At 40.0% G+C, this 18,997-nt stretch carries 16 protein-coding genes; 8 read left to right on the forward strand and 8 right to left on the reverse strand.

The features are described 5' to 3' along the window. Positions 1-9 precede the first annotated feature (9 nt). Positions 10-216 (forward strand): hypothetical protein, encoded by a 207-nt coding sequence (locus BUB93_RS01410; protein WP_073269272.1) that lies wholly within the window; start codon positions 10-12, stop codon positions 214-216. Positions 217-315: 99 nt separating this feature from the next. After that, entirely contained in the window at positions 316-1,275 is a 960-nt protein-coding gene (locus tag BUB93_RS01415; RefSeq protein WP_073269273.1) for a DMT family transporter, read from the forward strand. A gap of 52 nt (positions 1,276-1,327) precedes the next feature. Here BUB93_RS01415 and BUB93_RS01420 read toward each other — a convergent pair whose 3' ends face one another. The 4 genes from BUB93_RS01420 to BUB93_RS01435 form a co-directional block, all read right to left on the reverse strand. Then, a complete protein-coding gene (locus BUB93_RS01420) occupies positions 1,328-2,740 on the reverse strand; it encodes a glycoside hydrolase family 32 protein (RefSeq protein ID WP_073269274.1) in 1,413 nt (470 codons plus the stop codon). Further along, a complete protein-coding gene (locus tag BUB93_RS01425) occupies positions 2,733-4,631 on the reverse strand; it encodes a sucrose-specific PTS transporter subunit IIBC (protein WP_073269275.1) in 1,899 nt (632 codons plus the stop codon). The genes BUB93_RS01420 and BUB93_RS01425 overlap by 8 nt, the downstream gene beginning before the upstream one ends. A 153-nt stretch (positions 4,632-4,784) precedes the next feature. Further along, entirely contained in the window at positions 4,785-5,636 is an 852-nt protein-coding gene (gene licT, locus BUB93_RS01430) for a BglG family transcription antiterminator LicT (RefSeq protein ID WP_084116800.1), read from the reverse strand. A 192-nt stretch (positions 5,637-5,828) separates the two neighbouring features. Then, entirely contained in the window at positions 5,829-6,770 is a 942-nt protein-coding gene (locus BUB93_RS01435; protein WP_200789371.1) for a carbohydrate kinase family protein, read from the reverse strand. A gap of 191 nt (positions 6,771-6,961) precedes the next feature. Here BUB93_RS01435 and speA point away from each other — a divergent pair, with 191 nt between their 5' ends. Together speA and BUB93_RS01445 are read left to right on the forward strand one after the other, a co-directional pair. Further along, entirely contained in the window at positions 6,962-8,881 is a 1,920-nt protein-coding gene (speA, locus tag BUB93_RS01440) for a biosynthetic arginine decarboxylase (protein WP_073269277.1), read from the forward strand. A gap of 151 nt (positions 8,882-9,032) precedes the next feature. After that, the gene (locus tag BUB93_RS01445) at positions 9,033-9,527 is read left to right on the forward strand and encodes a rubrerythrin family protein (protein WP_073269278.1); all 495 of its coding nucleotides are present in this window, start codon (positions 9,033-9,035) and stop codon (positions 9,525-9,527) included. Between the two features lie 22 nt (positions 9,528-9,549). Here BUB93_RS01445 and sfsA read toward each other — a convergent pair whose 3' ends face one another. Beyond that, positions 9,550-10,251 (reverse strand): DNA/RNA nuclease SfsA, encoded by a 702-nt coding sequence (gene sfsA, locus BUB93_RS01450; RefSeq protein WP_073269279.1) that lies wholly within the window; start codon positions 10,249-10,251, stop codon positions 9,550-9,552. A gap of 27 nt (positions 10,252-10,278) precedes the next feature. Further along, entirely contained in the window at positions 10,279-11,706 is a 1,428-nt protein-coding gene (locus BUB93_RS01455) for an MFS transporter (RefSeq protein WP_073269280.1), read from the reverse strand. A 211-nt stretch (positions 11,707-11,917) separates the two neighbouring features. Between BUB93_RS01455 and BUB93_RS01460 the strand changes: the two genes are divergently transcribed. The 4 genes from BUB93_RS01460 (at position 11,918) to trmB (ending at position 16,405) form a co-directional block, all read left to right on the forward strand. Beyond that, a complete protein-coding gene (locus tag BUB93_RS01460; protein WP_073269281.1) occupies positions 11,918-13,252 on the forward strand; it encodes a citrate/2-methylcitrate synthase in 1,335 nt (444 codons plus the stop codon). 106 nt (positions 13,253-13,358) lie between these two features. Beyond that, on the forward strand, positions 13,359-14,558 hold the full coding sequence (locus BUB93_RS01465) for a saccharopine dehydrogenase family protein (protein ID WP_073269282.1): 1,200 nt from the start codon (positions 13,359-13,361) through the stop codon (positions 14,556-14,558). Between the two features lie 9 nt (positions 14,559-14,567). Next, positions 14,568-15,707, forward strand: a complete 1,140-nt coding sequence (gene nspC / locus BUB93_RS01470; protein ID WP_200789372.1) for a carboxynorspermidine decarboxylase — start codon at positions 14,568-14,570, stop codon at positions 15,705-15,707. Between the two features lie 62 nt (positions 15,708-15,769). Continuing rightward, positions 15,770-16,405 carry a tRNA (guanosine(46)-N7)-methyltransferase TrmB gene (gene trmB / locus BUB93_RS01475; protein WP_073269283.1) on the forward strand — a complete coding sequence of 212 codons (636 nt, stop codon included), beginning with the start codon at positions 15,770-15,772 and terminating at the stop codon, positions 16,403-16,405. A gap of 9 nt (positions 16,406-16,414) precedes the next feature. Here the strand turns inward: trmB and BUB93_RS01480 are convergent, their stop codons facing one another. Further along, positions 16,415-17,188, reverse strand: a complete 774-nt coding sequence (locus BUB93_RS01480; RefSeq protein WP_073269284.1) for a DUF1295 domain-containing protein — start codon at positions 17,186-17,188, stop codon at positions 16,415-16,417. Positions 17,189-17,200: 12 nt separating this feature from the next. Next, positions 17,201-18,985 carry a DAK2 domain-containing protein gene (locus tag BUB93_RS01485; RefSeq protein ID WP_073269285.1) on the reverse strand — a complete coding sequence of 595 codons (1,785 nt, stop codon included), beginning with the start codon at positions 18,983-18,985 and terminating at the stop codon, positions 17,201-17,203. Positions 18,986-18,997: the final 12 nt, after the last annotated feature.

Consider the following 18,997-nt stretch of genomic DNA (forward strand, 5'->3'; position numbering starts at 1 on the left):
GTATATCTTATGAACGGACTAGCTCTACTTGGCATTATACTAGTTGTTTACTCATTTGCTGTAGTTGGAATCACTGTTAAAAAACCGCCGGCTATATGGAATATGGCCAAAATCAAGTTTTTCATTAAACTCTTCGGAGAAAAAGGTACGGTGATTTTCTTTTACGTATTCGCAGCTATTGCCCTAGCCATCGGCATCTGGTTGCTTACCATCTAAAGCTGCAAACGGTTAAAGAAGCGGAATCCTCTCCGCTTCTTTAACTTTGTATCAAATGTGTTATAATCGATAGTAATCTATAAATAAAGGAACATACCAATGAATATAAAAAGATTCTTTACGAAAAAACAAAACATAATTCTTATCGCTGTGCTTTGCACTTTTCTTTGGGGAAGCGCCTACCCTGGTATAAAAATCGGATACGAGATGTTTTCCATCCCCACGGAAGACTTGTACGGAAAAATGGCCTTTGCCGGTTACAGATTCACGCTTTCAGGAATTTTGGTCTTGATTCTCAACTTTATGCTGTTTAGGTCAATCAAGCTTCCATCAAAGTCCGACGTACCGAAAGTTTTTCTACTGGGTGTTTTGCTTACCGGCATTCACTATACTCTTTTTTACATCGGTCTAAGCAATACTACTGGAGTAAACGGCGCAATACTCAATTCTACCGGCGCTTTTTTCTCGGTAATCTTAGCCCATTATATTTACTCGCAAGACAAGCTGACCTTATCAAAAACCTTGGGCTGCATCATTGGTTTTGCAGGGGTCGCCATAGTCAGCCTCAGCGGCGGCACCATCAATATTGATATAAATTTTTTTGGGGATGGTTTTATAGTTCTCGCTGCTTTTGTAAGTTCAGTTGGCTTTATTTACAGCAAGAGTTTAAGCAAAAGAATAAATACCGTAGCCCTAACAGGTTTTCAGCTTTTATTTGGCGGAGGAATGTTGATTTTAATTTCAGTCCTTAACGGGGCTCGATTATCAGGCTTTACGCTGCAATCGACACTACTTTTGATTTACATGGCTTTTTTGACTGCTGCCGCCTTTACCCTGTGGACGACACTTTTTAAATACAACAAGGTTGGGCAGATAAGCGTATATAAGTTCCTTATTCCCGTTTTTGGCACGGTATTATCAGGACTTTTTTTGGGAGAGCAGTTTTTAAGTTTCAAAAATCTAATTGCCCTATCCCTGGTCAGTATGGGAATCTACTTAGTAAATAGTCCTGCAGCTGCCGTATTCCTTAAAGATTTGCGAAAACAGCACCAAAATTAGGATACCGAAACTTTTTCGGTATCCTTTTTCTTTTCTCTTCTTGATATTTATCCTAAAAGTTTATGGATTTTTTCATATCACTTTTTTCACCTTTTACCATTTCAACAGCTCCACCATTTGCAAATACTCCAAAACATATTCCTTCTCTACTTGGAAATATCCTGGCAGTAAAAACTTCTTCTCCTCCGTTTACGAATACTTCAACTGAAGACTTGTCCAGATAGATATCCAGTTCAACAGAGTCTGCTGACTTTAACTGAGCTCTTCTTATTCCACTGCCCCAAAGACCGCTTTTCTCTCTGTTTAGCTCTATTTTGTTCGTGTCAGAATTGACCTTGATCATGGTGTTTTCCTGCAAATCATTAGAGGCCTTCAAATAAACCCCAAATTCTTTTGCTCCTTTATTTTTTAGCAGCATTTTAATATTCACGCTTTCTCCGGCGAATTCAGGGATCTTTATATGGCCCTCCCTAATTTCCATAGGGCCTGACTCAACCTTGTTTTCCTTAAGACGCTCTATCTCTCCCACAGGCTTTTGAATCAGCTTTCCTCGGGAGATATCCAGCTCTCTGGGCATGGTCATGCAATGAACCCAGTTGTCTTCTACGCTGGGATGATCTTCTTCTTCCGGCATCCCCATCCAAGCATAAAGGATTTTCCTGCCATCAGGCAGGGATACTGTCTGGGGTGCGTAGAATTCAAACCCTCTATCCAATTCGACAAAATCACCGGAGTCGAATTTTCCGTTTTCCAAATCCATGTTCCCAACCATATAACCACATTGATACCTGTTGTTATAAAGATCTCCCTCAGGCTCAAGGCCCTGGGGACAAAATATCAGCACATCATGACCATCAAGTTTAAACAGGTCCGGACATTCCCACATGAACCCCAATTTTTTATCCGATATTTCCCCTTTGAATTTCCAGTCAAGCATGTTGGTTGAGGTATATAGAACAACTGTCCCAGTACGATTTTCTCTCTGAGCGCCGATGACCATAAACCCCTTTCCGTTCTCATCCAACCACACTTTAGGATCCCTGTAGTGGGGAGTATAGCCCTTTGGGGCACCGTCAATTAATGGATTTTTATCGTACTTTTCAAATTCAAATCCATCGGCTGATATCGCCAGACACTGGTATGCACTTCTAATGTTCTTTTCATCCTTTACGTTTCCGGTATAAAAAGCATAAAGCTTGTCATTATATTTAATAGCCGAACCGGAATAGCATCCGTTTTTGTCATACCAGTCCACCGGCGCAAGCACTGCCTTGCCATGCTTCCAATTAATCATGTCATCACTTGAGAAATGACCCCAGTGGATTTGTTTTTCCCCAGGAAAATTCGTGTTCCACTGATAAAACACATGGTAGATACCCTTATAGAAGGAAACCCCGTTTGGATCGTTCATAAAGCCATACGGAGGGCTTAAATGATATCTTTGCCTGTATCTGTCTTTACTCATTTTTTGCCTCCCTTGCTGTTAGTTTAATTATGTCCTCACCAACCTTTATCATGCCACCTTCTTTAATGAGTGTAATATCAAAATCTTTGCTGTTGGTTATTACTACAGGAGTGATGGAAGATGGTGCATTTTTATTTATAGCCTCCAAATCAACTTCAAGGACTGGATCTCCTTTTTTAACTACATCTCCTTTTTTGACCAGCAGCTTGAACCCTTCGCCGTTTAGCTTTACAGTATCTATTCCAAAATGCACCAGTATCTCGCCACCATTTTCACTTCCTACAGCAAGTGCGTGACCTGTTTCAAATGCCATTAAAATCTTACCGTCTACCGGGGAAAAAACCTTTCCGTTTGATGGTTCTATAGCAAAGCCGTCTCCTAGGATCTTGTCGGCAAAAGTTTTGTCTGGAACTTCTTCAATCTTAAGGAGTCTGCCGTCAACAGGTGCGCTAATAACAACTTCTGATTCAGTTAAGACGATCTCTTCCGTTTCATCTGAATCAACAAAGTCCTCAATCTCTTCCGGCTCATCTTCAAAGCCAAGCACGTTTACAAACGCAAAGGCTCCACCAAATGCCAACAGAATACCAATTATGTAGTGAATCATAGACTGCTGCTGCACTATTGCAATGCCTGGTATACCCGTAACCCCCACAGCAGTCATAGCAACGTTCATAAATACTACGTATGCTCCGCCCAACGCGCCACCGAGAGCTGCCGCTACAAATGGCTTTCTAAGCCTAAGGTTCACACCAAAAATTGCAGCCTCTGTAATCCCCAGCAAGCAGCTTGTCGCCGCCGGCAAAGCGACTTGCTTAATCTTTTGATTCTTTGTTTTAAAGTAAACTGCTGTAGCTGCTCCACCCTGAGCCACATTTGCCATTGCCCAAATGGGAAGGAGGAAGTTTACTCCGATTGATGGATTTGCCAACAGCCCTGCCTCAATTGCGTGAAAACTGTGATGAATCCCTGTAATTACAATTGTTGAGTACAATCCCCCAAAAACAAGCCCTGCTAAAAATCCTGCTGTCGAATAGACACCTTGTAATCCGTAGGAAATGATATCTCCTAGGAATCTGCCCGCAGGCCCTATTACTATCAACGACAAGAACGCAGTAGTCATAAGTGTCAAAAATGGAGTCAGTATGATATCTAAAATATTGGGTACTATTTTTCTAAAGAACTTTTCGATATAGCTCATTATCCATACAGCTATCATTACAGGCAAAACTGTTCCCTGATACCCTACCATGCCAACTTCAAAACCGAAAAGGCTTATGGTGTTTTCCACGCCTCCACCCAGGGTCCATGCATTTTGGAGAGCCGGATGTATCATAATGCCGCCCAAGGCTGCCGCTAAAAAAGGATTCGCTCCAAATTCCCTGGCTGCACTGAAGGCTATTAGAACAGGCAAGAAAACAAATGCCGCATTTGAAAACATGTCCAGTAGAACAAATAGTCCGCTATCTCCTTCTATCCATCCGAATGTGGCGCTCATTCCCAGCAAACCCATCAAAAGTCCGCTGGCCACTATCGCAGGTATGATCGGTACGAATATATTGGATAGTATCCTTGCAAATCTTTGCAAGGGATTTAAGTTCTTCATTGCTGCCTTTTTTACATCGGAAGTGCTCGATTCCTTGATACCGGCTATCTCGCTTAATTCCTTGTATACCTTATTTACCTTTCCTTGCCCCAGGATAATCTGAAACTGACCCGCATTGCTGAATGATCCCTCTACCAAATCTAGCTTCTCAATTGCCTTGGCATCTGCCTTCCCTTCGTCTTTTAAAACCATCCTCAGCCTTGTTGCACAATGTGTGACGCTTTCAATATTGTCTTTTCCACCTATGTTTTTTAATATCTCTTCAGCTGCTTTCCTATAGTCCATTTTTTAAACCCCTTTCTTTTTTTAAATAAAAAAACCCGGATTCAAAAACATCTAAATATAGTCTTATTATTTAGCTTCCCATTTTTTAATGACACTAAACAATTTTAGATATCTTCTAACCGAGTTTTGCCTGCTTAACCAGTAACAATCTCATTATTTGGTTTTATTTTCATCTATCAACCTCTGCAAGTGAATGCACAGGTAGACAATTTCGTCTCTTCCTACTTTGTAATCGTGATTCTTTTGGATGTAGTCTTTAATCCTTTCTGCTGCGTGAAATGCCTGTTGATAGTTGTCTCTCATATGCCCGTAGAACGGGGTCTCCATGTTAACGCTATTTTTTTTGCCTACGATGCGCTGAGCAAAGAATCTGATATGGGTGACGAGCCTTTCATAAGATAGACTTGAATCATCGTAGTCTATTCTTAAGGTGTATTTTATAAGATTCAATATGTCTTGAACCATCTCTGTAATATCCACGGTGTTAGGCATTTCCTCCCCCATGGTGGCATTGATCAAGTGAAGTGCGATAAATCCAGCCTCATCCTCAGGCATTTCCATGCCAAGTCTCTTTCCTATAAGCTCCAATCCCCACAAACCGGTTTTAAACTCCTTTTTGTAAAGCTTTTTTATTTCCCATAGAAGATGATTTTTTATGACTAGGCCATTTTTGTGTCTATGTACTGCAAAAGATATATGGTCGGCTAGGGCGATGTGGATGTTGTTTTCAAGCTTTCTTTCCAGTATTTTTTCTCCGTAGATTATTATTTCTTCAGAGATGTCCAAAAGGGCAGGAGATATTTCCTTAATCATCTGTTCATAAATATCTGCTTCTCTTTCGTCCTTCAAGGTGAAGATTTTTTCGATTTTATCCTTTTCTATGATATCCCCGCCAGCCTTTTGAAAAGCTATGCCCTTTCCCATAACAACGATCTCTTTACCTGTATCTTCTTGATGGGAAATTACCACGTTGTTGTTGAGTATCTTTCTAATCCGCATCCTCATCTCCCCGTCTCCGACTATTAATTATCAAGCACGGTATCCTATGCAACAAAAAAACCCGAACCAAAACCCCCAGGGGCCGACTCAGGTTTTGCCTGCTTTACCAGTAACAATCCAGATATAAAACTTCACATTCGCTTATTTCTGATTTAATCTTACAAAATTTCTGACGATATGTCAATAAAGTTCAGGAATTTATTTTCTTTTATCTATTACTTCTAATGAAGACATGGCACCCATTTTTGTGCATACCATTGCTGCCACCTTGTTTGCTCTAGCTGTTATCCCCTCCAGCACCGCAAAATCATTTAAGGCTTCTCTGCTATTTCCTTCAATCATCAAACCGCTTAAAAAAGCGCCTACGAATGCGTCCCCAGCTCCCGTAGTATCAACAGGCTTAATTTTTATGCTGGGAATCAACACCCGCTTATCTGAACTTGCCAACAACGTACCGCTGCTCCCAAGGGTGATGGCCGCGATTCCTTTAAAGCTTTCAAATAGCGTATCCAGTGCATCATCTGGATTTCCCTTTTCAAATATCATCAACAGCTCCTCGTCAGAAAGCTTAACAAAATCCGATTTATTGACATATTCAATCGCCAATAGTACAAACTCTTCTTTTCTTTCTTTCCAAAGGTCTTCTCTGTAGTTTGGATCAAAGGATATTATTCCGCCATTTATTTTAGCTAGCTTGATAGCCTCTTCATATGAATTTTTCAACTTGCCACCCAATAGTGCTGTAGCAGATCCCAAGTGCAATACTTCACATTTTTCGTATCTTGCTTTAAAACCGGTTAATTCATATTCTGCATCTGCTCCTCTGTCAAATACAAAGTCCCTTTCTCCATCATCCATTATAGATACAAATGCCTTGGTAGTCCTTCCTTTTCTTTGAATCATGGAAGTATCCACTCCAAAATGCTCAACGGACGCAATCAGAAAATCGCCGAATGGATCCTCTCCAACACAACCTGCAAAGCTGGCATTTACTCCTATTTTTGCTGCAGCTGCCGCCACATTTGCAGGAGCTCCTCCAGCTTTTTTCAGGAAATTCTCCCCTTCTTTTAAGTTTTTACCCACGTCCTGACAAATGAAATCTATCAGAAGTTCTCCGATGCAAATGAGCTCTTTATTCACGATAACACCCCTCGTATGATTTTTATTTAATTCTATTCCATTTAACTGTAAAAATCAACTTCTCATATTTTCCATTTTCGCTTTTAGTCTTTTATTGCAATATTCATCCGGTTACTTATTGCGGTTGGGCTTCAAGCGTGATAATATCATAATGTATGCAATAAGATATTGTTAATGGAAGGATAGTTGCAATGAATAAAACTGAACTTTTAGGCCGCTGGACAAAAGAAAAATCAGAAGAGCTTTACGGCATCAAAAACTGGGGAGCAGGATACTTTTCAATATCTGACAAGGGCGAAGTCATGGTTAACCCTTATATGAAAAACAAGGAATCGGACACCAGCCTAATGGATATAATTTCAGGCATTAGAGAAAGAGGGCTGGATATGCCCGTTTTGTTGAGATTTGAAAACCTGTTGGACGCGCAGATCTCGTTTCTGAACGAATCATTCAACAATGCTATAAAAACCCTTAATTACCAAGGTTTTTATAGGGGCGTTTATCCGATTAAAGTAAACCAACAGCAGCAAGTAATAGAAGAAGTTACAAAATTCGGCCAAAGGTACCATCATGGTTTGGAAGTAGGCAGCAAGCCAGAACTTATTGCGGCTCTTTCTCTTTTAAAAGACAAGGAAGCCTGCCTTATATGCAACGGCTACAAAGACGAAGAGTTCATAGATCTTTGCCTATATGCAGTAAAGATGGGCTTTAATTGCTTTTTCGTTATCGAGATACCCGGGGAACTCGACTTGCTCCTTGCAAGATCCGAAGCGCTGGGAATAAAGCCGAACATCGGAATAAGAATCAAGCTTTCAGCCAAAGCAGGAGGCCATTGGACCGACTCCGGTGGGGATAGAAGCATTTTTGGACTAAACGTCTCCCAAGTCATAACCATGGTTGACAAACTCAAAGAATGCAACATGCTGGATTCTCTAAAACTGATGCACTACCACCTGGGTTCACAGATTCCCAACATAAGAGATATTCGTTCTGCTGTCCTGGAAGCTACCAGGGTATATGCGGAGCTGGTCAAAGAAGGAGCTCCTATGGGTTACCTGGATCTCGGAGGCGGGCTTGCCGTTGATTATGATGGATCGAATACAAACTACACAAACAGCAGAAACTACTCAGTAGAAGAATATTGCACCGACATCGTAGAAGCAGTCATGTCCATACTCGATCCTAGTGAGATACCACACCCGGTAATTGTGACTGAATCCGGCAGAACCACTGTAGCCTACTACTCGGTACTTTTATTCAATGTTCTTGATGTAGAAAAACTCGAAGAATACGAAATTCCTGAATCTCTGAAAGATGAGACTCCTGAGCAGATAAAAAATCTATTTGAAGTATATAAGAGCCTGACTCTTAAAAATATCCAAGAGTGCTACAACGACGCTCTATACTACAGGGATCAAATCAGAGAGATGTTCAAGCATGGAAGCATCACCCTTAGGGAGAGGTCTTTTTCTGAAAAGATATTTTGGAGCCTTATCAGCAAGATCTCCAAGGAAAAGCAAAAGCTTAAAAACCCCCCACCTGATCTGGAAGATTTGGAAAGCGCCATTGCAGATATCTACTACTGCAACTTCTCGGTATTCCAGTCTATACCCGACAGCTGGGCTATTGATCAGCTCTTTCCCATAATGCCTCTACACAGGTTGACGGAACTTCCCAAAAGAAATGCAATAATAGCGGATATTACCTGTGACTGTGACGGTAAGATTGACAGGTTCATAGATCTTCACGATGTAAGAAATACTTTGCCGCTGCACGATGTAAAAAACGGCGATGATTATTACCTGGGCGTTTTTCTTGTAGGGGCATACCAAGAAACCTTGGGAGATCTCCACAATCTCTTTGGTGATACAAATGTCGTCAGCGTAAGAATCTATCCTGACGGTGACTATGATTTTGTCAAGGAAATCCATGGTGATAGTGTCGCAGATGTACTCTCATATGTTGAGTTTGATCCTAAAGACATGATAGAAAGATTCCGGGAAACTGCCGAAGCAGCCATACGCGAAGGCCTTATCGACCCAACCGACCGGCGGGAGATCATGAAAGCTTATGATACAGGTTTAAGAGGATATACATACTACGAGAGATAACTAACTCAATTGCGATTAAATAAAATTTAATCGCAATTATTTTTGTTTATAATTATTTTTTTGTGGTATATTATGTTATATGAATTCGTTGTAAATTCAAATTATTATTTACGATGGATTAATTTTTTTTCAAAGATGAATGGAGGCAATTATGGAAAATCAAAAGACACTGCAAAATTTAATGGAAGCATTCGCTGGTGAATCTCAAGCGAACAGAAAATACCTGGCTTATGCGCAAAAAGCTGAAGCTGACGGAAAGAAAAATGCTGCTAAATTATTCAAGGCGGCTTCTGATGCCGAAACCTTGCATGCTCTTAAGCATTTTGAAGTGGCAGGAAAAATCAAAACTACAGAAGATAATCTTAATGACGCTGTTGAAGGAGAAAACCACGAATACCAAAGCATGTATCCTGAATTTTTAGAAGTAGCTAAGGCAGAAGGCAACAAAGAAGCAATAAGAACATTTACTTTTGCCTTGAAAGCAGAAGAAGTTCACGCCAACCTTTACAAAGAAGCATTGGAAAACCTGGATAGCGAAGAAGAAGTATTCTATTACTTATGCCCTGTCTGTGGAAACATAGAAAAATCAATACCTGATAAATGCTTCATCTGTGGAGTGCCGGGAGACAAGTTCATTAAATATTAAAGAAATAAAGGGTGGAGAAATCTTAAAAAGATTTTTCTACCCTTTTGTCTATTCTGATATAGTCCCCGCCGACAAATGAATCATAACAAAGTATTTTAACTCCCTCATCTCTTGCTTTTATAAGGGTATTGGAAAATTCCAGGTCCCTTTCATAGTTTGGCGAAAATATATGAGGATGATTCATCTGCACCAAAAAAAACACGTAATTTTCATACCCTTCATTCTGGAGCCTTATTAGTTCCTTAAGATGCTTTGTTCCTCTAAGTGTGGGAGCATCTGGAAACCTGGCATGGCCAACCTCTTCCAATGTCACCCCCTTAACTTCGATAAACCCCTTTGCCCCATCCTTTTCATAATAAAAATCAAATCTTGAATTTCCATAAGATGCTTCTCTTTTCAATTTATAGGGTTTTCCTATCTCGATGATTTTCCCTTGAAGAATTGCCTCTTCAACCACATTATTTGGAATTTGCGAATCTATATTTATGGTTATCTTTTTCTCCTCTGACACTCTCTTTTCAACTGCAATAAGATCATATGCAGTTTTTCTGTTTGGATTAATACTCTTTTGAAGGTATACCTTAGCACCTTCCATAAGTATTTCTCTGCATCTGCCTGTATTTTTCACATGGACGACTTCTCTTTTGCCGTCGATTATCACATTTGCTATGAACCTGTTCGGTCTATCTAAAAAAACGCCTTCTTTGACCCTTTGATAAATCATTCATACATCCTGCTTTCTAAATTGTACTTAATTGGTTTTTGTTTTTTTTTGTATTTCAATTACCGACATCTTATTTAGCCCGTAAGCCTTGAGGCTTAAAAATGAAGCTACAAAGCTCACAGCGGAACCGATGCCTATTACCAGACCTATTATGATCACGGTGCTCTCCATCTGAAAATCCAGGTCCGGATTAAATCTTACCAGGTCTAGTATCCATCCTATTATAAACAAAGTTATTGATTGAGACAGTTTGTAAAACATGGTCAAAAACCCATAATAGCTTCCTTCTGAACGCTTACCGGTGTTAAGCTCGTCCAAATCGATGACATCAGCCATCATGGATAAGGGTATGGTGTACAAACCTGAAGTTCCAAAACCCGCCAAAACTGCGAATGGAATAAAATAAAGCACGCTGCCCCTGGCTTCCTCTCTGATGGCAACTAAAAATGCAAATAGAAGACAGCTCGCGATGCTTATGAATACCCCCATCATCACAGCTGGTTTTTTGTCAAACCTTTCGGATATCTTATACCAAACAGGCTGGGAAACAATGGATACCGCAAATTGTACGCCAACCACTATTGCTATCTGCTGACTCGTTAAAAAAAACGTATAAGTAAATACATGCAGGCCCATGTTAGCTATAAGTGCTGAAGCGATATTGTTGAACATGTATGAAAAAGACAATGCCCTGAAATTAAGATTACCAAATATCCGCCTAAATTCCCCGAAAAGCTCCCTTACCGTTAATCTCGGGTTGTCTTTTTGAATGTTCTCCCTAAGTGTCGGAATGTACTTTCTTGTTGTAAAGTGGCAATACATGGCGAATGTGACAGTTATCAAGGAAGAAAAAACTCCCATAGTCCTATATGACAAAGGATTCAGCTGTCCTGAAGGAAACTGCAGAGAAGGCCTGAAAAACACGTACATTCCAAAAACTGAAACAAAGGCCAGCCCCAAAAGAAAAAACACCGTCTTAACGCTTTGGATTTCTGTCCTTTCATCGTAATCCTTTGATAGCTCAGCACCTAGGGCCGTATAGGGGGTAACATATACAGTGCTAAAGGTTTTTATAAGAATAATGAGCAACACAATAGCTGAAAACTTAAAGGTCAAGGGCATATCGGGATCTATGTTCCACAAGAAAAAGTTGGCCACCGCCATTCCGATGCTTCCAAAAATTATGTATTGATGCCTTCTTCCAAATCTTTCGGACTTTGTTATGTCTGAAAAATATCCCATGAAGGGGTCTGTCAAAGCATCCCAAATTATGCTCAAGCTCAATGCTGTACCAATCAAGCTACCTGGGATTCCTAAAATTGCGGTGCAATAAAAAACCAGATATGTCCCTACAACCTGGTTGATGACTCCTGTGCTGAAATTTCCAGAGCCGTATCCTATTTTGTCTTTCATCGGTATCATCTTTTTATCAGTTATTGAATTTTTATATCTCAAACCTGTTCTCCTTAAGATTATTGCATCCCATTTAGATGATTTTAGCATATTTTAGACCTTTTATCACCAGATTTTTGAAGCATAAGACATTGATATAATCTTTTTTATCGGATATAATAACTATGTCGGAACATTAGATATTACAAGCCTCGATTTACTCGAGGCTTGTCTTCTAGAATACACAAATCTAACTAACTGGAGGTACTGGTTTATGTTAAAAGAACTGAGCCAAATGGCAGAAAAAAGCAGCTATATAAATCCTGAATTATATACTAAATACGAGGTTAAAAGAGGCTTGCGGGATATCACCGGCAAGGGAGTGCTTACAGGACTTACCGAAATTGGGGAAGTCCATTCTTACATAATATGCGACAATGAAATGGTGCCGGAACCCGGCCAATTGTTTTACAGAGGAATCGATGTAGCCGATTTGACTAACGGATTCATGACAGAGGAACGAGCGGGTTTTGAAGAGACGATATACCTTTTGCTCTTCGGTTCCCTGCCGACTAAGGAAAGGCTTACAGAATTCAACAAACTTCTTGCTGATTACAGAAGTCTTCCCAAAAGCTTCGTAAGAGACATAATTATGAAAGCGCCCAGCAAAGACGTAATGAACATGCTCGCAAGGGGTGTACTGGCACTGTACAGCTACGACAAAAATGCAGATGACACATCTGTTGAAAACGTGCTTCGTCAAAGCTTGATGTTGATAGCGCAATTCCCACTTTTAGCCGTTTACAGCTATCAGGCTATCTCACATTATCATAGAAATCAGAGCTTGATAATACATAGCCCAAAGGCTGAGTATTCCACCGCTGAAAACATACTTCATCTTCTAAGACCTGACAGCGCGTTTACTCCCCTTGAGGCTCAAATACTTGATTTGGCTCTTGTTCTTCATGCCGAGCACGGCGGAGGAAATAACTCCACATTCACTACCCACGTTGTAAGCTCGGCGGGAACAGATACCTACTCTGCAGTTGCCGCCGCCTTAGGCTCGCTAAAAGGACCAAAACATGGCGGAGCAAACGTCAAAGTTGTTCAGATGTTTGATGATATCAAAGAAAACGTAAAGAATTGGGAAAGTGACGATGAGATTAAAGCCTATTTGACCAAACTTTTAAGAAAAGAGGCATTCGACAAGTCAGGGCTGATATACGGCATGGGTCACGCAGTTTATTCTGTATCCGACCCGAGAGCAGAAATATTAAGAGCCCACTGCCAAAGTCTTGCTCACGACAAAGGTCTTGAGCATGAGTTTAATCTTTATCACAAGGTTGAAAAACTTGCGCAGGAAGTCATACAGGAAGAGCGAAAAATCTATAAAGGCGTCAGTGCCAACGTAGATTTCTATTCTGGTTTTGTTTACCACATGCTTAATCTGCCAAAGGAGCTGCTGACACCCATTTTTGCTATATCGAGAATTGCTGGATGGAGCGCCCATAGAATCGAAGAAATAGTCAATAGAGGCAAGATAATCAGACCCGCATACAAGAGCATATCAAAGCGCAAAGACTATATCAGCCTAGAAAGCAGAAAGTAAAGCTTGTGATATATTTTATCTAGATAAAATATATCTTGAATATTAAAATATTTTTTTGTATAATCACGCATGTTAATAATTTTTATAATACAAGGGAGGATTATAAATGGGAAAAGCACTGATTATTGGAGCCGGTGGCGTTTCAAATGTCGTAGTACATAAATGCTGCCAAAATTCCGATATATTCGAAGAAATCTGCTTGGCAAGCAGAACTATAGAAAAATGCGACGCCATCGTGGCTAAGCTTCCTGAAACGAAAACAAAGGTAAGCACAGCAAAAGTGGATGCAGACAATACGGATGAGGTAATATCCTTGATTGAAAAGTTCAACCCGGATATAGTAATAAACGTTGCCCTGCCTTATCAGGATCTTACGATAATGGATGCATGCCTTGCAACAGGCGTTCATTATATGGATACAGCCAACTATGAACCGCCGGATGTCCCTAAATTCGAGTATAAGTGGCAATGGGCATATAGGGAAAGGTTCGAAAAGGCAGGCCTTACTGCGTTGTTAGGCAGCGGCTTCGATCCCGGTGTAACAGGCGTTTTCTGTGCTTATGCGCAAAAGCACTATTTTGATGAAATTCATTATATCGACATCGTGGATGCAAATGCAGGAGATCATGGATATCCCTTTGCAACAAATTTTAATCCAGAGATTAACATCAGGGAAATTACTGCTAACGGTAGGTACTTTGAGAACGACGATTGGGTGGAAATTCCTCCTATGTCTATGAAGAAAACCTATGACCTGCCCCAGATAGGCGAAAAGGATATTTATCTTCTCTATCACGAAGAGCTGGAATCTTTATCTAAAAACATAAAAGGCATCAAGAGAATCCGTTTTTGGATGACATTCTCCGAAAAATATCTGACACACCTAAAAGTATTGGAAAATGTAGGAATGACTTCTATCGAACCCATCGATTTTGAGGGTCAAAAGATTTCTCCTCTTCACTTCCTAAAGGCGGTACTGCCTGATCCTGCTTCACTGGGACCTAGAACAAAAGGCAAGACGAATATAGGTTGCGTAATTCAGGGAATCAAAGACGGCAAACCAAAGACTTACTATGTTTACAATGTCTGCGACCACCAGGAAGCTTATCGGGAAGTGGGCTCACAAGCAATTTCCTATACAACAGGCGTACCTGCAATGATCGGAGCGATGATGATTCTTAAAGGCTTATGGAAAAAACCTGGAGTATACAATGTAGAAGAATTTGATCCGGATCCTTTTATGGAAGCTTTAAACGAAAATGGTCTTCCATGGCAGGAATCCTTTGATCCGATTTTATTGGACTAGGAGCAGATTATGACTATAGATTTTAATAAAATCCCTACTCCCTGCTACGTGGTAGACGAGAGTTTGATCATAAAGAATCTCGAGCTTCTAAAATCAGTTCAAGACAGAACCGGATGCAAGATACTTCTAGCCCTAAAAGGTTTTTCAATGCATGCTCTTTTCCCCCTTATAGGTCAGTATTTAAAGGGCATCACCTCCAGCTCTCTCTTTGAAGCTCGTTTAGGATATGAAGAGATGGGCAAAGAAGTCCACGCTTATGCTCCAGCTTATGTGGAAGAGGATTTCGATGAGCTTTTAGGTTATGTAGACCACTTGGTATTTAACAGTTTCGATCAATGGCTTAAGTACAAGGCCAAGGTGAAGTCAGTGAAGTCAAAAAACATCGAGTGCGGCATACGGATAAACCCTCAGTATTCTGAGATATCTACTCCCATCTATAATCCTTGTTACACCAATTCAAGGTTGGGAGTGACTTTGGATAATTTCAAGCCAGATTTGTTGGATGGTATAGACGGACTTCATTTTCATACCATGTGCGAGCAGAATTCTGATACGCTGGAACGAACAATCAAGGTAGTGGACGAAAAGTTTGGCAAATACCTCAAAAATATGAAATGGCTTAACTTTGGCGGGGGTCATCACATAACGAGACCAGATTACGACATAGAAAAGCTTATAAACTCCATTATTTTCATGAGGGATAAATACGATATCGAAATTTACTTAGAGCCCGGAGAGGCAATAGCTTTGAATACCGGCTACTTGGTAGGTTCAGTCCTTGATATAGTTGAAAACGGCATGGAAATAGCCATTTTGGATGCATCTGCAGCATGCCACATGCCTGATGTGCTGGAGATGCCATACCGCCCTCATATCATAAATTCTGATGAACCAGGTGTGCTTTTGCATACCTATAGACTTGGAGGCAACACCTGCCTGGCAGGTGATATAATCGGGGATTATTCCTTTGATAAGCCTCTCAAGCCTGGAGATAAATTAGTTTTTTGCGATATGGCTCACTATACCATGGTAAAGAATAACATGTTTAATGGCGTCAATCTTCCTTCAATCGCAATACATAGTGAAAAAGAGGGGTTGAAAGTGATCAGAAAATTCACTTTCGAAGATTATAAAAACAGGCTATCTTAAAGAGCAGGCTTTCTGCTCTTTTCTATTGCATAAATTTTAAAGTGGAGAAAGGCAGATTTATTATGAGATTGAGAAAAAAACCCTGGGCTGAACCAGAAATGAGGAAAGATTCAAAAGTCATATTCAATCAATCAGAGCACAAAGGCCATTGGAAAGAAGTCTTTGGAAATGCAAGCCCAATACATCTGGAGCTGGGATGTGGCAAGGGGCGCTTCATAACACAAAAAGCACAGGAAAACCCTGACATGAATTTTATCGCCTTAGATTATCAAAATGAAGTTCTGATATATCTTTTAAGAAAAATAAATGAACTGAATATAGAAAATGTAAGAATTTTGCCCATGAGAGCTGATTTTCTGGAAGCTGTTTTTTCAAAAGATGAAATTAGTAAAATCTATATAAATTTTTGCAATCCTTGGCCAAAGGACAGACATCAAAAGCGTCGGCTCACTCACACCCGCTTTTTGGAAAAATACGATGCTTTCTTAAAAACAGGAGGTTTACTGGAATTTAAGACTGACGATACCCAGCTCTATAATGACAGCTTGAGATATTTTTATAATTCCGGTTATTCACTGATCTTTAAAACAACAGACCTTCACAACAGCGATTTGAAGGACAATACAAAGACTGAGTATGAAGAAAAATTTTCATCAATGGGCATAAAAATCAAGTATGCATCAGTAGAAAGGCGCTAGACCCCATGTCTAGCGCCTTTTTGGAAACCACGGAAAAAATTTATTTGTGACTTTAGCATATTCCCTGAACTCTTCCCTTTTCATGTACTTCTTTTCAAGAAGTGGAACCCCTGATACGAACAACAGAAGATAATTAATGGTTATGGGACTTACTATGCCCCATATGTCTTCTAAGGAACTTAATGAAACTAAAAATATCCCCCACCACATTATCGCCTCTCCAAAATAATTTGGGTGACGAGTATACTTCCAAAGACCGGAACTCATGATTTTACCCTTGTTTTCTGAGTTTTTCACAAACTTTCTAAGCTGATAGTCTCCAACAGCTTCAAAGAAAAAACCTACCATCCATATTAACAAACCTATATATGCCGTTATTCCCAAATTACCGGTGGGAGATGCGCTCATTATCATAATAGGAGTGGATATTACATACAAAAACATTCCCTGTATTAGGAATACATTAACAAATGCTTTAATATAGTAATTTTTAGTTCCCCATTTTTTTCGCATTTCAACATATCTATAGTCTTCCGGCTTACCCCAGTTTCTTATGGAAATATAGAAAAAGAGTCTGATAGCCCATATTATTACCAGCCCTCCCCCAAGTACCAGCCTATGGTTAGCTGCTTGGTTAGAAATCATAGCATAAATAGCTACAGCTGCAAAACCGGGTCCCCATGCAATATCAGCTATTGAATTGTTTTCAACCTTCTGTGCGATCAAAAATACGATGCTGAAGTAAAGGAAAACCAAGATTCCGATTTCCAAGTACAATATCATTGAAAACACCCCTTAGTCCGCCATCACTGCAATTGCTACGCACCCGATTCCCGCGCTCATTGCTACAATTGGCGATATGCTCATTATATACTCTGGATCCTTCCCGATTACTTCTTTGAATGTTGATTCATACTCAGCCGCTCTTTCTTCTGCTCCTGCATGGACGATGGCATATCTAATATCGGTTTCCTTTTTCTTGATTTCCTTTATTCTCTTGACGATTTTTTTTGTATTTGCTCCCGTGCTGAAAGCTTTATCGAGAATAGTTCCCATGCCATTCTCGTCCAATGATATAACAGGTTTAAGATTCATTATTTTTGCTGCAATACCCGTGACCTTATTTACTCTTCCCGACCTGACCATGTATTTGAGAGTATTAACGCTTACGAATATTTTTGTCTTTTGAGCCAGTCTGTTGATTTCATCGACAATTTCGTCATGATCGTACCCTTTTTCTATAAGTTCTGCCGCTTTCATTACCAACAGCCCTTGTGCTCCCGAGTTTTGCTTTGAATCGATGACATCTATTTTTTTACCTGCTTTAATGAAAAGCTCTGCCGCATTTGATACTGTTTGATGGGTGCCGCTGAGGGCTTTCGCCACAGTAATGGCTATCACTGAATCGTAATGTTCTGTAAGTGATGCAAATATGCTTTCCACAACTTTATAGTTTGGCTGTGAAGATGTAGGATATTCCTCTACCTGATCCATCAAATCGTAGAAGTTTTCAGAAGTTATAGTTAGTTTGTCTAAATAAGCTGTGTCCTCCATCATAAGGTTCAAAGGTATCATGTGAATCTGGTGTTCATCCATGATATCTCGAGGCAAATCAGCAATAGAATCGGTCACTAGAGCTATCTTGTATTTTCTATTATAAATAGAGTCGTATTGCGACTTCATATCATCCACCTTTTGTTGTTTGATTATCCCGTAATTTCGCAGTATCATAAATATTTCATCGGGATTGTCCGTGTGGATATGAATTCTAGCCTTGCTTTCATTTCCGGCAACTATAAGGGAATCACCGAGATCTTTCAGCTCTTTTTTTATGCTGTCCAGATTAATCCCTTCATTTTGAACCAAGCCTTCTGTACAATACCTGAAGTTGAATTCATTGTGGACATTTTCAGGATGATCTTCAAATGAAATCCCACCAAAGCTATCCTTGTTGAGCTCTTCTATCTTTCCTGTATGAAGGAACCTTGCAAAGCCCTCAATAAAGTGAACAAACCCCTTTGCTCCTGAATCGACGACAGCTGCATCCTTTAAAACCTTTAATTTATTCGGTGTATCTTTTAGTGAATTGATAGCAGCATCCAAGGAACCGGAAATCAAATCGTAAAAATCTGCCGCATTCTCTTTTAAACTGTATATGGAGTCGGCCCAATCTTTTATCACGGTAATCATCGTTCCTTCCACCGGATTGCTTATTGCAGCATATGCGTGAGGAACCGCTTGTTTTACCGATTCTGCAAAAGTGCTTATCGATATTCTATCATCTTCTTTCAAGCCCATGGAAATTCCGTTTATATACTGGGCGAATATTATTCCGGAATTGCCCCTGGCACCGATTAAGGCCGCATCTGCTATGGATTTGAATGTTTCCCTTGCGGAACCTTCAAATTTTGCTTCTTCTATTATTGTCGTCATCGTCGAAGCCAAGTTGTTGCCCGTATCTCCGTCTGGAACAGGAAAAACGTTTATTTCATTTAGAACTTTTTTTTGACTGATAACTTCATTTGCTCCCGACAAAAATGAATAATATATCTTCTCTCCATCTAAATGCGTAACTTTCATTTACATCATCCC

It is taken from the genome of Alkalibacter saccharofermentans DSM 14828 (genome assembly GCF_900128885.1).
Classification (GTDB): Bacteria; Bacillota; Clostridia; order Eubacteriales; family Alkalibacteraceae; genus Alkalibacter; species Alkalibacter saccharofermentans.

Coding starts and splice junctions, on each gene's coding strand:
- BUB93_RS01410 (WP_073269272.1), top strand. CDS start 10: ATGAACGGACTAGCTCTACTTGGCATTATACTAGTTGTTTACTCATTT.
- BUB93_RS01415 (WP_073269273.1), top strand. CDS start 316: ATGAATATAAAAAGATTCTTTACGAAAAAACAAAACATAATTCTTATC.
- BUB93_RS01420 (WP_073269274.1), bottom strand. CDS start 2,740: ATGAGTAAAGACAGATACAGGCAAAGATATCATTTAAGCCCTCCGTAT.
- BUB93_RS01425 (WP_073269275.1), bottom strand. CDS start 4,631: ATGGACTATAGGAAAGCAGCTGAAGAGATATTAAAAAACATAGGTGGA.
- licT (WP_084116800.1), bottom strand. CDS start 5,636: ATGAGGATGCGGATTAGAAAGATACTCAACAACAACGTGGTAATTTCC.
- speA (WP_073269277.1), top strand. CDS start 6,962: ATGAATAAAACTGAACTTTTAGGCCGCTGGACAAAAGAAAAATCAGAA.
- BUB93_RS01445 (WP_073269278.1), top strand. CDS start 9,033: ATGGAAAATCAAAAGACACTGCAAAATTTAATGGAAGCATTCGCTGGT.
- sfsA (WP_073269279.1), bottom strand. CDS start 10,251: ATGATTTATCAAAGGGTCAAAGAAGGCGTTTTTTTAGATAGACCGAAC.
- BUB93_RS01460 (WP_073269281.1), top strand. CDS start 11,918: ATGTTAAAAGAACTGAGCCAAATGGCAGAAAAAAGCAGCTATATAAAT.
- BUB93_RS01465 (WP_073269282.1), top strand. CDS start 13,359: ATGGGAAAAGCACTGATTATTGGAGCCGGTGGCGTTTCAAATGTCGTA.
- nspC (WP_200789372.1), top strand. CDS start 14,568: ATGACTATAGATTTTAATAAAATCCCTACTCCCTGCTACGTGGTAGAC.
- trmB (WP_073269283.1), top strand. CDS start 15,770: ATGAGATTGAGAAAAAAACCCTGGGCTGAACCAGAAATGAGGAAAGAT.
- BUB93_RS01480 (WP_073269284.1), bottom strand. CDS start 17,188: ATGATATTGTACTTGGAAATCGGAATCTTGGTTTTCCTTTACTTCAGC.
- BUB93_RS01485 (WP_073269285.1), bottom strand. CDS start 18,985: ATGAAAGTTACGCATTTAGATGGAGAGAAGATATATTATTCATTTTTG.